Genomic DNA, 14,029 nt, shown 5'->3' on the forward strand with positions numbered 1-14,029 from the left:
AAACAATGGCAATTATAATCAATATTGATGTGATGCTGGCTAAAAGGAAAATGAGCGTAACGGAACTGTCGGAGAAGGTTGGAATCACGATGGCTAATCTTTCTATATTGAAAAATGGAAAGGCAAAGGCCATTCGATTATCAACTTTAGAAGCGATTTGTAAGGCTTTAGAATGTCAACCCGGAGATATTTTGGAATACCGAAGTGATGAAGACACCCAGGATTAATAAAGCAGGGATAATCATGAAAGGAAAAGATAGTTGCTCGGCGGTGATTCTATGCACATAACCCTATGTCTATTTAGTACTATACTAAATAGGCCTTCCATTTAATCAAAAAAACCTTTGGAGGCAAAATTCATGAAAGCATTTAAACAGCTCGTTTGTTTTGGCTGGGAGCAGGCCCTATCATGTCTGTTTCCTGTCGTTATTTTTGCCTCTTTGGCAATTACACAAATCATACCGCTTCCCCTTCTGCCACGGTATGACTGGCTGCTCATCATCTGCCTGCTCATGCAATGGTGGATGGTGTATTCAGGGCTTGAAACACGTGATGAACTAAAGGTGATCACAATGTTCCACCTTATTGGACTTGCTCTTGAACTTTTCAAGGTACATATGGGCTCTTGGTCTTATCCGGAGGAGGGGTATTCCAAAATTTTTGGAGTGCCTTTGTATAGCGGCTTCATGTACGCAAGTGTAGCCAGTTATCTTTGCCAGGCATGGAGGAGGCTTAAGGTTGAACTGGTTAAGTGGCCGCCGTTTTGGGCCGTTGTACCTCTCGCCGCTGCGATTTATTTGAATTTTTTCATCCACCATTTTTGGATTGACGTCCGCTTTTGGTTATCTGGACTTGTCTTGATCGTCTTTTGGCAATCATGGGTTACATACGAGGTGAATGGGACTCGTTACCGTATGCCGCTCGCCCTTTCATTTATGCTCATCGGATTCTTTATATGGATAGCCGAAAATATCGCAACGTTTTTTGGGGCTTGGGAATACCCAAACCAAACCGATACATGGAGTCTCGTTCATCTAGGAAAAGTGAGTTCATGGCTCTTGTTAGTGATTGTCAGCTTTCTTATAGTAGCGACGTTAAAACAAGTTAAGGGGAAAAATTCCACCAGGATAGATACTAGTCCATTTTTATATCGTTAAGAATCTTCTTTAATAAAAGTCGAATCCCACATAGTAAGGAATTAGCGTACAACATTCTGAATAAGATAAAGTGGAAAAAGCAACGTTTGAATTGTTGCTTTTTTCTTTATAAATAGCTGCCGGAAAAATAGATGGCTATTTCAGTAAGATTTCGACCAGGAAGTAAAGATTTAATCAAAATCAGCTTTCGTTTAGAGAACTCAGCATTTGGACTTAACCTTATGTCTCTCTAACTCACCCTCCCATAAAAGAAGTCGTCAGGTTGCATAAGGTGAATGAATAGCTTATGATTTATCGCTCGGCATTTATTTCTTTTGGTAGCTGTGATGGCGCTTTTGGAACTTTTCGCAGTTTGATATTGATGACATCAGAGGAATAAAGCGTAACAATCATACTTCCCTCATATCGTTTGGCTCGGATTAGGACCGGTTGGTTATATTGATTATGAAAGCGAAAATCAGGGCCTCCCCAGCTTACGGTTGCATCGCGTCCGGACGGCACATATGGTACGCTTCTTGTATGAGAATAGCGCTGAACGATTTGCAGCCCTGCACGATCGACAGCATTAAATAATGTTGATGACACCTGACAAATTCCCCCGCCTACACCTTCAGACAACTCACCTTTCACGATAATAGGTGCACGCATGTATCCTTTGTCCTGAGTTCTTATCCCAACAACTTGGTTAAATGAAAACGTCTCATTTGGAAAAACAACATGATTGTCAATTGCTTTTGCAGAAAGAGAAATATTGTGTGAACGGCTTTTATTGCTTGAATTAAAATAAGTTACATACTGGCCTAATTGCTGCGTACTGATGTGAGCAAGCAACTCGCTGTCAACTTTCGGATAAATGTTCAATTCCGGCACTTCTATTTTGGATGGGCCATGACCAAAGAAATAGGCATAAAATTTCTCCTTAAACGCCTGTTGATAAAGTCTGTAACCCATTTTCCCCGGGATGATGATTCCTTGATCGTTAAGCTTGGCGTTTATGGGCTCCCGGTAAATTTGTTGATCAAGCCGTTTGATAAACTTACGGTATTTTTCATGATCAATCATTGGGGTACCGGGAAGAGGCATCGTAAAATCTTCGCGGTGAACAGTAGCAATCGTCCGTCCTTGTTGTGTGATCGCTAAACTGTCAGATGGCTCGCTGGGCTGAGCCAATAATAAAAGGCCAGTGATCCAAATATGTATCATAAGTCGGCATACCTCCCGACAATTAGTATGAACAGGACTTTATCCTTTGATGTATCTCGTCTTATCATATCGTTCTTAAGCGTCTGGTCTTTGTTTGAGCACAACGTGAGCCCTCGCTAATAGAGCTTTGACTTAAGTGAGTAATCAATGTCTACTTCAGCATCCACAACGCCTAGTGTTATGAAATCATGCCTTAACCAATACCAATGTTGTCAAGCAATCGTTGAATTAAATCAGTAAATGAAGTTACAGCCATAGGCAGGCTATTTTTGTTTAGATGTACTATCTGATCCTCGGTCACCGTATCAATCCTCACCTAAGTGAAGAAAATCAAAATTGAACTAATCAGCAAATATGCAAAAAAATGAAAGTACTGTCGACTTCGGCCATCGGTTAGCATCTTCTCGTTAGATCAAGAGTTTGCTGTTGAATGATTTCAGTTAAGGTTGAATAAAATCAGATTGAAAGCATCCAACCATCAATGTTACAGGATTTATTAACGGCTAAATGCGCTTTACACTATTCTATAAGAAGGAAGGAAGCGTCGATGACAAAGCTCTGCCGAGAAGTTTGGATCGAAGTAAATCTTGATGCCATTAAAAAAAATTTGCGAGCAATACGCCATCATATACCAAAAAAGACCAAAATTATGGCTGTCGTAAAAGCGAACGGTTATGGTCATGGGTCTGTAGAAGTGGCGCGCCATGCACTGGAACACGGGGCTAGTGAGCTCGCTGTTGCCAGCGTGGAGGAAGGAATCGTTTTACGAAAAGCGGGAATTACAGCGCCTATCCTTGTGCTTGGTTTTACATCCCTTAGTTGTGTGAAAAAATCAGCAGCTTGGAATATAGAGTTATCAGCATTTCAGGTTGATTGGATTAAAAAAGCTAACGATATATTGGAAAGTGAAGCGAGCACTAACCGATTGGGTATTCATATTAATGTGGATACTGGTATGGGCCGATTAGGTGTACGTACAAAAGAAGAACTTTTAGCAGTAGTGAAGGCATTAACAGCAAGTAAACTCCTAAGATGGGAAGGTATCTTTACACATTTTTCAACAGCCGATGAAGAAGACACCACTCTAACCAGACTGCAGCACGATCAATTTCTCCGTTTTCTCCGTTTTTTAAAAAACCAAGACATTGAGCTGCCCACCGTGCATATGAGCAACACGGCTGCGGCTATCGCTTTTCCGGAATTTAGCGCTGATATGATTCGTTTAGGTATAGGCTTATATGGATTATATCCTTCAGCATATATAAAACAACTACATCTCGTTAAGCTTGAACCTGCATTAAGTTTAAAGGCGCGTATCGCTTATGTGAAAACCATGCTGACAGAACCCCGGACCATTAGTTATGGTGCTACATACATCGCAAATCCCGGTGAAGTCATTGCTACACTCCCGATCGGATATGCTGACGGTTATTCTCGCGCGCTTTCCAATCGCGGGTTTGTTCTTCATCGCGGAAAACGAGTGCCGGTGGCGGGAAGAGTGACAATGGATATGATCATGGTTAGTTTAGGAGAGAGTGAAGGCAAACAAGGAGAGGAAGTTGTGATTTACGGTCACCAAAAGGGAGCTGAGATTCCCGTTGATGAAGTTGCTGAAATGCTTAATACGATTAACTATGAAGTGGTGTCTACATTAAGCCGCCGCATCCCCCGTTTTTATATAAGAGATGGCGAGATTTTTAAGATATCAACTCCAGTAATGTACGTGTAGATTTTTTCTTTCATTTTTTTGCAAATGTGAGGTCAATCCCTCTTTTATGCTGATTTAAGATCCTATAATAAGAGGGATTCAGTTTTACACACTTATCCCCCTATCGTCTGCAATTTTAGAAAGAGGATCACAATACCAAATAGGAATTTTAGGTATTATTTCTCGATTAATTAAGAAGAAGTATTGTGAATACTTAAGCTACTTAGTCGCTGCCTTTTTCTCGTTTTGCAGAAAAACAGAGTCCCAGATCCAAAAGATTACAGCAAATGATATACTAAATAAGTAAACTTCGTATTCCATTAGAAAGTCTAAGGTGTTCTTTGGATCAGTAATTACAGCGAAGAATAACCATACTAAGAAGGAAAAGAATATGTATATGAGTAAATATTTCGGGTTAAACCTCTTTGGATTGCGATTTACGAAATATTGAACAGGTGCAGCAAAGATTACATAAAAGATAAACAGAATAACACTTATTAAGAAGTATGGAATGTAGCCATCATAATCAATGCCAAAAACATAAACAACAGCAGCTGATAACGCAGACAAGACATGAACAAATAGGATCCTTAAAACTTGCATGTTTAAATCCCCTTTCATAATGTAAGCATCACTATGATGATCTCAATTATTGTTAAAATTGACATACCTACTTCCTGAATTAAATCTAGACTAGACTAAAGCTCCGTCACGTCCAAACTTTACAAATAGATTTACTTTGTTTCTTCAAAGTGACAAGAACAATAAACTGAATTGTGATCTCTATCTATAAAGTATGTATCCTGGATGAAGAAATTTGTGTAGCCAGCTGTCTTGAGTATCGCTTTACGCATCATGAGCATATCCATCTGAATATCTTAATCAGTTGGAAAAGCCACATTAGCAGTAAACGCTGCATGTACTTCAAAAGAAAGAATTATCAAATTTAAAGTTTAAGATTTTCATGGCAATCCCTCCGCACTATTCCCTTTGTACCAAGAGATTTATGTCTCATTAAAACTGCTGTTTTATTCAGATATCAAACATCTTGGGTATCTTTCTTATTCTTAAACCATTGAATAGCATTTCGGCGAGTTATTGCAACAGGTATTAATAGCAGAGTACCGACAATAAGCAACATAAAAAAGACCACAAACAACGCACCTGTTCCCGGAACAATTTCTTCATAGGTAATAAAGCGTTCCTCCCCCTGCAGGACGAAGAACCGAGAATGTTCGAGAAAGGCTAGATGAAAAGCGATTGACGTCCATAAGCTTCCTGTTACAATATGCAGGAGTTGAAGGATGAATCCAAAAGACAACAATAAAACGATGTAATCTAATGTGATAGCAGGTGACTTAATTCCAGCTATATACTGCAAACCACTTACAGCTATTGGTGCAAGCACAAACAGAATCGGCTGCAGGAGCAAGGTCATGAAACAGTTAAATCGCCTGTTTAGAGCAGAGTACACCGACCCACGAAAAGTTAATTCCTCTGGAAAAGCTTCATAAAAGAAAGCGATAATCATATTTAAGAGCAATGCTGTAACTAAATGGATAGAGAAATGAAATTGAGAAATTTTGACCCAGCCCAATAAATGGGCGATTGTGAATCCAGATCCGGAAAGAACAATGACGTACATTGCACCCATAATGACTTTCGGAATGGCTTGCCTCCACCCAGACAGTCCGATAGAGCAGAATGGCCTACTAGACGTCCGTTTGAGAAGAAAGTAGAGTAATGGAACAGTAATTAATGTTACTAAGCCTGATTGGATACCTTGCTGTAAGAGTTTAGAAGCTCCTGCTTGGCGGGCTATTGAACCGATTAAAGTAGCAAAAAACAAAGCAAATACGAATGTTCCCCAACTTAGCAAGATAGTTACCAACCATTTTGGATGATTGTTTTGTTTTCCGCTTTGGGTATGATGAAATTGCATATGGATACTCCTTTCACAACATTCATACGTTCTATAACTGTTATTGTTTCAAATTCCTGTATATCCCACTTCCCTTCTGATTAAAATTGTTGTTTTATTGAGGTGCCATCACAAAAAAAGCGTCCTAGCTTCAGTTGCCGGTACGCTTACTTTCTTAATATATGAACATATAACGACATTTCAGAGTTATCCGGATTTTCAAACTATATCTTCTGAAGTTGCTGACTCTTTCTTAAAATAAGCTTCTAACTGATCAAAAACTAAGAGCTGTGTGCATTCAACAATTTCACTCCACAACCACATATCCATTGTCTGTAAAGTAAATCCATCAGGAAAATTCTTCATTTTCACAATCATTGAACCTCTTGCCGGTTGTTTTATGGACAATAGCCAGTTCTTCTCCATTAACGAAACGTACAATGGCCTCATCAAATTCAATTGGTTGATTAACGGCATATCCTTCTTTTAAAGCCTTAATAAACAAATAAGGATCATCTTTTTACAGCTCCTAAAGAACATTGGCATATTGTTCATTTTTGTCTCTAAGCAATTCGAAATTAATCAACGATATGTATAAATCTTTATCTGATAAATTTAATTTAATGAAGGTGTCTCTTGTGAGCAAGCGCAGACTACAAAAAATATCGCTATTAAACAAAAAATTAATACTATTCTATTACACTTATAGGGAAAGTTATAAAACCTGCTGGAGAATACCCTACCTCCAGCAATGCCAAGGCCGTTCACCTAGTAGAAAACGACCTTTAACCATTCCTAACGATTTTAATAATCATTCACCATACTCGATCCATATATTGGGATTCCAACTAAAAGGCCGTCGCTTCTTAGTAAACTCACAATAACAACGATTATAAAATTTCTCAAGGAACGATCAGCAGCCCGTTAGCTACCCCTGATTAAAGATAATCTGTTACCACACTGTTACGTTAGAACTTCCACTACTTTGATATCCCTCTGTCGCTAATACTTGGTAAGACCAATTACTACCCAGATTCATCCCATATCTCTTCCATGCGTTAACGTGATTGCTGAAAGTGATTGTAGCGTTGCTTCCAGTTGGTCTCTTCGACTGGCGAACACTCCAGTACTGCGTAAAAGTAGTTTTATCGCCATCAATGGAAGGTGCATCATAACGTGTAGTTGTGTACACGTCATATGTACCCCCATCACTGTAAACCGTACCTTTATACGTTCCAGTAGGTCTATAAGTACCCCATGAATCCACTACATAATATTCTATGAGGGGTGATCGCGTCCAACCATATAAAGTCAAATATGCATTGCCATTCGGCGCCCAAACTCCGGCATTATAGTTTATCGTCCTAAATGGCGAACCTGTAGTCCAACCTTTACCAACAACGAAATTCCCGGTATTAGACCAATTCACACTGTAATTCCCGCCAGACCCATTGACAGCGTTTACTGTTCCGCCCCCATCAGTCCAATTTTGCCAGTAGTCTGTGTTAGCTGCAGAGGCGTTTGCCGAAAACAAGCTAATACTCATCAAAGCTGCCGTTAACCCAACTAAGAATTTCTTTGTAAACTTAAACATATGTTACCTCCTATAATATTTTTTCTGACTTTGACATGAGGTAGCACTCGTATCTATTTAAAACATCCTTAATTACTACGCCCCAAAGCTTTTGATCGTCCCCTTCAATATAATATCACGAATTCACAAGCAAATATTAAGAATATTTGTAATTTAATTACAAATACCTAAAAAATTATATTATAAGTGGTCTTGTTCCGCCATAGCCTGATCCTTTTTTCGCAGAATCACAATTCTTGTTTCTAAACCTGATGGAGTAATATCTGTAATTAACCTCCATTCGAACCATTTCGTTTAAAGTCTTACGTTTTACGTTCGTTTAATCCCTATTCACCAATCCAATTAGCAAATATCCTTATGTTTATCGCCTTTTTAAACTCTTTTTTAATTTTTACGATAAGCATGTTATTCGTGTACGATATATGACTTGATTGTATTTGTTGACAATTTGACAGAGAAATTTAATGCACTTCTAACTTTTTTAATTGCAATAGGAATTGTGGTTGACCCCACAACTCAAGGCATTTCTGACAGTGAACAAGCAATGGATGACGAATCTGCACAATAAACCCCTACGTTCTCTTAATTGAGGAGGGTATTTTTTCGTTTTTAAGATAACATTAATCTTCCTTATTCATTTAAATATGATAAAATATTACATATTTAATATAGGAGGGCTTGTCTTGGAGCAAATGATCTCTTCTTCTAAAGTCGGAGTGAAAATAAATGAGTGGTATAAATACATAAGATTGTTTAGTGTCCCAGATTCGGAAATATTGAAAGCTGAGGTCGAGGAAGAAATAAGGCATATGAAAGAAGATCAAGATTTATTGTTGTACTATTCTCTCATGTGTTTTCGTCACCAATTGATGCTGGATTACCTTGAACCCAACACAATGAATGAAGAACGCCCTAAAATTTCAGACTTATTAGAAAAGATCGAAAGTAACCAAACTGATTTGAAGGGAATTCTTGAATATTATTTTAACTTTTTCCGGGGTATGTATGAATTTGAACAGTACGAATATCTTAATGCCATAAGCTTCTATAAGCAAGCCGAGAAAAAGCTATCACTTGTCGCAGATGAGATAGAGCGAGCAGAATTCCACTACAAAGTTGCAGAGATTTATTATCATATGAAGCAGACACATATGTCGATGCATCATATTGTTCAAGCAATAGAAAGTTATAAAGCACATGAAACTTATACTGTAAGGGTTATTCAATGTTCGTTTGTTATTGGACTTAACTATTTAGATATGGAATATCCTGAAAAAGCGATTCCTCATTTTAAAGAAGCTCTAGACAAAGCAAGAGAAATCGACATGCCACGTTTAATCGGTTCGTCCCTATATAACCTTGGCTTATGTTCATTTGCTGAGGAAGTTTATGAAAAGGCAGCTGAGTACTTTAAAGAAGGTATACTAGTATACCAAAACAACGGGTACGAGCATTCAAATCGTTTATTAGATATCTTGTTAATGTTATCAAAAACCACATTTAAAATGAGGAATCAATCAGAAGCAATTTCTTGGTGTGCACATGGTCTGTCTTTGTCCAAGAATTTAAATGATGAAATTATGGCTAAAATGTTTGAATTCATTAATGCCTTACATGTTGATGACGACAAAGAAAAATTAAATTCGATTCTAAATTATTTAGAATCGAAATCAATGCTTTCAGACGTGGAGGATTTAGCCTCAGATGCAGCGAAGTATTATAATGAAAAAGAAGACCATAAAGTAGCTAATGTTTTTTATGAGAAAGTGCTTTATGCCCGTAAACAAATTCAGAGAGGGGATTGTCTTTATGAAACTTAAGCATGCATCTGTCTTTATTTTAGCCATTGTTTTAATTGGATTTGTCAGCATTTATTTAACTAACACTCAAAAAGATGTCCAAGAAGCACGTAGAGGGCATACAGCAAGTATTGGTTATTTCACTGATGGACATTCATTTGAAGTTGCTAGTAGAGGTCATACTTCTTAAATATGTATCATTCCCCCTTCAAATTTTGAAGGGGTTATTTTTACGATTTATGTCCACCAGTTAGACCTGCTTTCTGAAGCGCAGTTCCTGCAGGTGTATAAGAAACTGCTCTCAGGATCGCTTTCGATTCGTATTTATTTCTTTCCCATCCATTACAAACCCGAGCTTTCTTCTTTCAAATAGGCTTATTTGCTGATTAGAGTTATCTTCAATATTAGACAGAATAACTGAGATACTTCTTACTTACATGATTCTAGTAAGAAGATTGTTATTATCATTATTTTGACTGATGTTCCCTTTTAAAAGAATCATGTATGATCGATATAGAAAACGCTTTCAAAGAAAGGGGATACCAACATGTCTAATCGTATGAAACGAGTGTTGTTGCTTTTTATCACTGGATTGTTTATGAGTTTGTCTGCAGTCACTTCTACTGCCTCGGCTCAAACCGGCGGATCGTTTTTTGACCCTTTTAACAGCTATAACTCCGGATTATGGCAAAAAGCAAATGGTTATTCGAATGGAAATATGTTCAACTGCACTTGGCGTGCAAATAACGTATCAGTGACGTCATTAGGTGAAATGCGTTTGGCGCTAACAAGTCCATCTTATAACAAGTTTGACTGCGGGGAAAACCGCTCTGTTCAAACATATGGCTATGGACTTTATGAAGTCAGAATGAAACCAGCTAAAAACACAGGGATCGTTTCATCGTTCTTCACCTACACAGGTCCAACGGATGGAACTCCTTGGGATGAGATTGATATCGAATTTTTAGGAAAAGACACAACAAAGGTTCAATTTAACTATTATACAAATGGTGTAGGAAACCATGAGAAGATTGTGGACCTCGGATTTGATGCAGCCAATGCCAATCATACGTATGCGTTCGATTGGCAGCCAAACTCTATTAAATGGTATGTCGATGGGCAATTAAAACATACTGCGAAAAGCCAAATTCCGACAACACCAGGAAAGATCATGATGAACTTGTGGAATGGTACGGGTGTAGATGAATGGCTCGGTTCCTACAATGGTGTAACACCGCTATACGCTCATTACGACTGGGTGCGTTATACAAAAAAATAATACCATATGTGATAAGAGCCTGCAGCCTCAATATAGCCAGGCTCTTATGATTGTAATGAGAAAATTGTTGGCGTTCCCTATAGTGAAACTGAAGAGCAAATAGAAGTTTAAATTTATATGAGTTAGTTTCTTAACTAAATGATAACAAAAAACGATTATATTTTTAGTCACTTTTTGTGATGACTTATGCCCACCAGTAAGCCTAGCTCTGTGAAGCGCAGTTCCTGCAGGTGTATAAGAAACTGCTCTCAGAATCGCTTTCGAGCCATATTTGCTTCTAATCCCATCCATAACGAATCCAAGCTTTCTTCTCTTTTCATTATCCACTTCAAATAAACTCAACTGTTGATTAACTTCATCTTCAATATTTGATAACGTAACCGAGATACTTCTCACTGTCTTACCTGAGTAAAACTTATGAAAGAGCATCAAGCAGCATCTGTAGTCCATCGTGATATTTGTGGGAAGATCAATTGTTTTGGCTCGATGAAATCTACCACCAAGCTCATCTTTACTGTAACCAATTCCCAAGCTTATTGTTCGACCAACTTTGTTATGTGTACGTGCCCTTCTTGCAAATCTCCAAGAGAACAGCTTTAATCTCTTCCCTCTTTGTATACTCCCTCAGAAAAATCTGACTCTTACCAAAACTAATTTGCCTCTGCATCAAAGGAGCACCAATTTCTGATAAATCAATTTCCGTGATCATGGTAGCACAACTTGTTACCCTTTATTCCAAACTTTTTTCAAGCAGCTCTAAGGGAAACTTGGCTAACTGGTCTACAGTCAATATCTCATTCGGTTCAGGTTTCTTTCTATCCTCCCTCCTATCCCCCACATTTTAGACAACAAATGAAGCAATTTGTCTCGCTCCTTTATTGATCCAATATCAATAGAACAAAGGTTCGATGTAAATGCTGGTAATGCTATTCCATATCCTCGAATGATCCTTCCTTAAAACAATCTACACGTCTCCAAATAAATAAACCTCTAAAAATTAGAAGACATAAAAAATAACAAGAGCTTTAAAACCCTTGTGAAAGCTTGTTTTCATTACACTCTCTATCTTCCTTTTTCATCATTTCTATATGTTTTTACGAATTTTGGTAAAAAAGAAAAAGGTACCGTTTGGTACCTTTTTTTATATTTATTTCTCATTTCTTGTGAATTTTGGCAGTCCGAATATAATTGCTATGATGCCGCAGATCCCGATTAAAACAGGATAGAAAGAGTAATGCAAGATGCTGACAGGTGAAATATTCCCAAACTTCCCGGCCGATAACATCTGCGCGCCATAAGGAATTAAGCCTTGTATCACGCAGGAAAAGATATCTAAGATACTTGCTGACTTTCTATTATCGATTTTAAATTCATCAGAGATATTTTTGGCTATCGGTCCGGCTGCAATAATAGCAATCGTATTATTGGCAGTAGCTAGGTTAGTAACACTGACCAATCCGGCAATACCGGCTTCAGCACCTTTTTTCGAAGTGATTCTTTTGGAAATAAATCCCACCAAAAAGTCAATCCCTCCGTTTTGTTTCATGACGCCGACCATTCCGCCAATTAACATTGAAAGGATGATAAGATCAGACATTCCGGCAATTCCATCCGTAATTGCTTTAAAATAAGACTCAAGCGTCAAGCTGCCGCTTGCAAACCCTATAATTCCTGTTAAGATCAATCCTCCAAAAATGACAGCCACCACATTAAAACCAATTAACGCAAAGACTAACACGGCAACATAAGGAAGTACTTTAAACCAGCTGTAAGATTGAGCTCCGGTATGTCCTACGTGTCCTGTCGGTATAAAAAATAATAAAATGATAGTTATGATAGCAGCAGGCAAAACGATCAAAAAATTCGTTTTAAATTTATCCATCATTTGTGTTTTTTGTGACCGTACTGCCGCGATGGTGGTGTCCGAAATAAAAGAAAGATTATCTCCAAACATAGCTCCGCCGACAACAGCTGCAATAGCGATTGCAGTAGACAAGCCAAGTTCTCCGCTCAAACCGGCGCTAATTGGAGCAACTGCGGCAATCGTCCCCATCGATGTTCCCATCGAAACAGAAATAAAACAAGCAATGATAAATAGCCCTGGCAGTATAAACTGCTTCGGAATAATGCTCAAAGCAAGGTTGACGGTTGAGTGTACCGCTCCCATCATCTCAGCTGCAGAAGCAAAAGCACCCGCTAATATAAAAATGATAACCATCATAATAATATCAGGATGTCCCGCCCCGGAAGCAAACCATTCTATTTTCTGATTGAGAGATTGCTTCTGGTTAAATGAAAGCGCGAAAGCTGATGCTATAATTGCCGCAATCAATATCGGCAATTTATAGAAATCTCCAGTCAATACACCAGAGCCGACAAAAAGGCCTACAAATAAGACTAGTGGCAATAGCGCCCAAGGATTTCCATTTTGTTTCATCTAAGTAGCCACCTTTAATTTCAGTATCAAAGTCGTTAAACATAGTCTAAACAACATTCCATACTTTAAAAGGCTACAGTAAAAAAGTCAAGCGGAAAAATAGTATAGTAATTATTAAATTAAAAACAGAAAAGAAAGAAGGATTTTTCAAGAAGAGGAAACAACACTTTCATCAACAGATTATTTAGAAAGTTCCATATACAAATACAACTGTTTGATGAGGAGTGTTTGAGGGGGAAGATGGCAACACGCAACGATACTGGCCATAAAAACTGTTTTAGCTATTATCAATAATACTAATATAAAAAGGAAAGGGTTCATACCCTGCCTCTTTATGCACCAACTTAATCTGCGGTCATAGCAATTGTTATTCAAACAAGACATAGCAGCATCAGAGAACATGAGGAGCATATACAAGAAAATAAATTCAATAATTTAAAAGGGCGCTATTTTCATATTCAAATTGAGTTCTTGTAAGCACTAATTGCTTCGTTACGTAGTAACATGTTATCTTTGTTAACCATGCCTAAGTTGTAAGCTTTTTTAATAATATCTAATACCTTCAAATCCATTGCAGAAAGACTACCTCCACCATTTAATCTAGATTTCCAATAATCTAAAGACTTATTTATGTCAAGTGAGCTTTTTTTATTCTCGGGTTCAACTACCTCATTTTTCTCTAGTTTTTCACAGAATTCACTAAAACTAATGGATGAAGGAGTTGGATTATTCCCTCCATACCCTTCAGTAGCCAAGCTGCAAAATGCTAAGAATTTTGGATCATAAATAAGATCACTTGAGTTTACATTTACCATCGATAACCACAATCCTTTCAGAGCTTTTTATAATCTTAGAGCACCCTTTCCATCTTTACACATGTTAAATATCGACAATTATTCAAATGATTTAATAATTGAATAAAAAAAGAACC

Annotated in this window: 13 protein-coding genes and 4 pseudogenes; 8 read left to right on the forward strand and 9 right to left on the reverse strand. The window is 37.8% G+C overall.

The features are described 5' to 3' along the window. Positions 1 to 5 precede the first annotated feature (5 nt). Positions 6 to 227 carry a helix-turn-helix domain-containing protein gene (locus ACQVGS_RS12395; protein WP_003181209.1) on the forward strand — a complete coding sequence of 74 codons (222 nt, stop codon included), beginning with the start codon at positions 6 to 8 and terminating at the stop codon, positions 225 to 227. 132 nt (positions 228 to 359) lie between these two features. Next, positions 360 to 1,157 (forward strand): DUF817 domain-containing protein, encoded by a 798-nt coding sequence (locus tag ACQVGS_RS12400; protein ID WP_101861277.1) that lies wholly within the window; start codon positions 360 to 362, stop codon positions 1,155 to 1,157. A gap of 291 nt (positions 1,158 to 1,448) precedes the next feature. Here ACQVGS_RS12400 and ACQVGS_RS12405 read toward each other — a convergent pair whose 3' ends face one another. Continuing rightward, positions 1,449 to 2,360 carry a VanW family protein gene (locus ACQVGS_RS12405; protein ID WP_491830275.1) on the reverse strand — a complete coding sequence of 304 codons (912 nt, stop codon included), beginning with the start codon at positions 2,358 to 2,360 and terminating at the stop codon, positions 1,449 to 1,451. A gap of 258 nt (positions 2,361 to 2,618) precedes the next feature. Here ACQVGS_RS12405 and ACQVGS_RS12410 point away from each other — a divergent pair. Beyond that, positions 2,619 to 2,716: pseudogene (locus ACQVGS_RS12410) on the forward strand (tyrosine-type recombinase/integrase); the annotation flags it as partial. 191 nt (positions 2,717 to 2,907) lie between these two features. Continuing rightward, positions 2,908 to 4,089, forward strand: a complete 1,182-nt coding sequence (gene alr / locus ACQVGS_RS12415; RefSeq protein WP_095713908.1) for an alanine racemase — start codon at positions 2,908 to 2,910, stop codon at positions 4,087 to 4,089. A 198-nt stretch (positions 4,090 to 4,287) separates the two neighbouring features. On the opposite strand, the gene ACQVGS_RS12420 is transcribed toward alr, so the two are convergent. The 4 genes and pseudogenes from ACQVGS_RS12420 to ACQVGS_RS12435 all read right to left on the reverse strand — a co-directional run bounded on the left by ACQVGS_RS12420 (position 4,288) and on the right by ACQVGS_RS12435 (position 7,583). Continuing rightward, positions 4,288 to 4,689: a UPF0715 family protein gene (locus tag ACQVGS_RS12420; RefSeq protein ID WP_317615558.1), complete on the reverse strand. Its 402-nt coding sequence runs from the start codon at positions 4,687 to 4,689 to the stop codon at positions 4,288 to 4,290. A 418-nt stretch (positions 4,690 to 5,107) separates the two neighbouring features. Continuing rightward, a complete protein-coding gene (locus ACQVGS_RS12425) occupies positions 5,108 to 6,010 on the reverse strand; it encodes a CPBP family intramembrane glutamic endopeptidase (protein WP_268544032.1) in 903 nt (300 codons plus the stop codon). 279 nt (positions 6,011 to 6,289) lie between these two features. Then, positions 6,290 to 6,653: pseudogene (locus ACQVGS_RS12430) on the reverse strand (hypothetical protein); the annotation flags it as partial. 288 nt (positions 6,654 to 6,941) lie between these two features. Next, positions 6,942 to 7,583 carry a glycoside hydrolase family 11 protein gene (locus ACQVGS_RS12435; RefSeq protein WP_095713905.1) on the reverse strand — a complete coding sequence of 214 codons (642 nt, stop codon included), beginning with the start codon at positions 7,581 to 7,583 and terminating at the stop codon, positions 6,942 to 6,944. Between the two features lie 448 nt (positions 7,584 to 8,031). Here ACQVGS_RS12435 and ACQVGS_RS12440 point away from each other — a divergent pair, with 448 nt between their 5' ends. From ACQVGS_RS12440 to ACQVGS_RS12450, 3 genes are all read left to right on the forward strand, one after another. Beyond that, positions 8,032 to 8,151, forward strand: coding sequence for a phage holin (locus ACQVGS_RS12440; RefSeq protein WP_487446192.1), 120 nt, complete (start codon positions 8,032 to 8,034; stop codon positions 8,149 to 8,151). 115 nt (positions 8,152 to 8,266) lie between these two features. Continuing rightward, on the forward strand, positions 8,267 to 9,403 hold the full coding sequence (locus ACQVGS_RS12445; RefSeq protein ID WP_106020823.1) for a response regulator aspartate phosphatase: 1,137 nt from the start codon (positions 8,267 to 8,269) through the stop codon (positions 9,401 to 9,403). Further along, positions 9,393 to 9,572: a hypothetical protein gene (locus ACQVGS_RS12450; RefSeq protein WP_024121541.1), complete on the forward strand. Its 180-nt coding sequence runs from the start codon at positions 9,393 to 9,395 to the stop codon at positions 9,570 to 9,572. The genes ACQVGS_RS12445 and ACQVGS_RS12450 overlap by 11 nt, the downstream gene beginning before the upstream one ends. Before the next feature lie 40 nt (positions 9,573 to 9,612). Here the strand turns inward: ACQVGS_RS12450 and ACQVGS_RS12455 are convergent. Further along, positions 9,613 to 9,815, reverse strand: a pseudogene (locus tag ACQVGS_RS12455) (UV damage repair protein UvrX); the annotation flags it as partial. 114 nt (positions 9,816 to 9,929) lie between these two features. On the opposite strand from ACQVGS_RS12455, the gene bglS reads away from it, so the two are divergent. Then, entirely contained in the window at positions 9,930 to 10,661 is a 732-nt protein-coding gene (gene bglS, locus ACQVGS_RS12460) for a beta-glucanase (protein WP_491830276.1), read from the forward strand. Positions 10,662 to 10,841: 180 nt separating this feature from the next. On the opposite strand, the pseudogene ACQVGS_RS12465 reads toward bglS, so the two are convergent. The 3 genes and pseudogenes from ACQVGS_RS12465 to ACQVGS_RS12475 form a co-directional block, all read right to left on the reverse strand. After that, positions 10,842 to 11,510 (reverse strand): annotated as a pseudogene (locus tag ACQVGS_RS12465) (DinB/UmuC family translesion DNA polymerase); the annotation flags it as partial. 298 nt (positions 11,511 to 11,808) lie between these two features. Further along, a complete protein-coding gene (locus ACQVGS_RS12470) occupies positions 11,809 to 13,098 on the reverse strand; it encodes a Na+/H+ antiporter NhaC family protein (protein ID WP_151175054.1) in 1,290 nt (429 codons plus the stop codon). Between the two features lie 458 nt (positions 13,099 to 13,556). Next, a complete protein-coding gene (locus ACQVGS_RS12475; protein ID WP_024121536.1) occupies positions 13,557 to 13,913 on the reverse strand; it encodes a hypothetical protein in 357 nt (118 codons plus the stop codon). Positions 13,914 to 14,029 lie beyond the last annotated feature (116 nt).

This window comes from Bacillus sp. SD127, from assembly GCF_058566445.1.

Coding starts and splice junctions, on each gene's coding strand:
- ACQVGS_RS12395 (WP_003181209.1), top strand. CDS start 6: ATGGCAATTATAATCAATATTGATGTGATGCTGGCTAAAAGGAAAATG.
- ACQVGS_RS12400 (WP_101861277.1), top strand. CDS start 360: ATGAAAGCATTTAAACAGCTCGTTTGTTTTGGCTGGGAGCAGGCCCTA.
- ACQVGS_RS12405 (WP_491830275.1), bottom strand. CDS start 2,360: ATGATACATATTTGGATCACTGGCCTTTTATTATTGGCTCAGCCCAGC.
- alr (WP_095713908.1), top strand. CDS start 2,908: ATGACAAAGCTCTGCCGAGAAGTTTGGATCGAAGTAAATCTTGATGCC.
- ACQVGS_RS12420 (WP_317615558.1), bottom strand. CDS start 4,689: ATGAAAGGGGATTTAAACATGCAAGTTTTAAGGATCCTATTTGTTCAT.
- ACQVGS_RS12425 (WP_268544032.1), bottom strand. CDS start 6,010: ATGCAATTTCATCATACCCAAAGCGGAAAACAAAACAATCATCCAAAA.
- ACQVGS_RS12435 (WP_095713905.1), bottom strand. CDS start 7,583: ATGTTTAAGTTTACAAAGAAATTCTTAGTTGGGTTAACGGCAGCTTTG.
- ACQVGS_RS12450 (WP_024121541.1), top strand. CDS start 9,393: ATGAAACTTAAGCATGCATCTGTCTTTATTTTAGCCATTGTTTTAATT.
- bglS (WP_491830276.1), top strand. CDS start 9,930: ATGTCTAATCGTATGAAACGAGTGTTGTTGCTTTTTATCACTGGATTG.
- ACQVGS_RS12470 (WP_151175054.1), bottom strand. CDS start 13,098: ATGAAACAAAATGGAAATCCTTGGGCGCTATTGCCACTAGTCTTATTT.
- ACQVGS_RS12475 (WP_024121536.1), bottom strand. CDS start 13,913: ATGGTAAATGTAAACTCAAGTGATCTTATTTATGATCCAAAATTCTTA.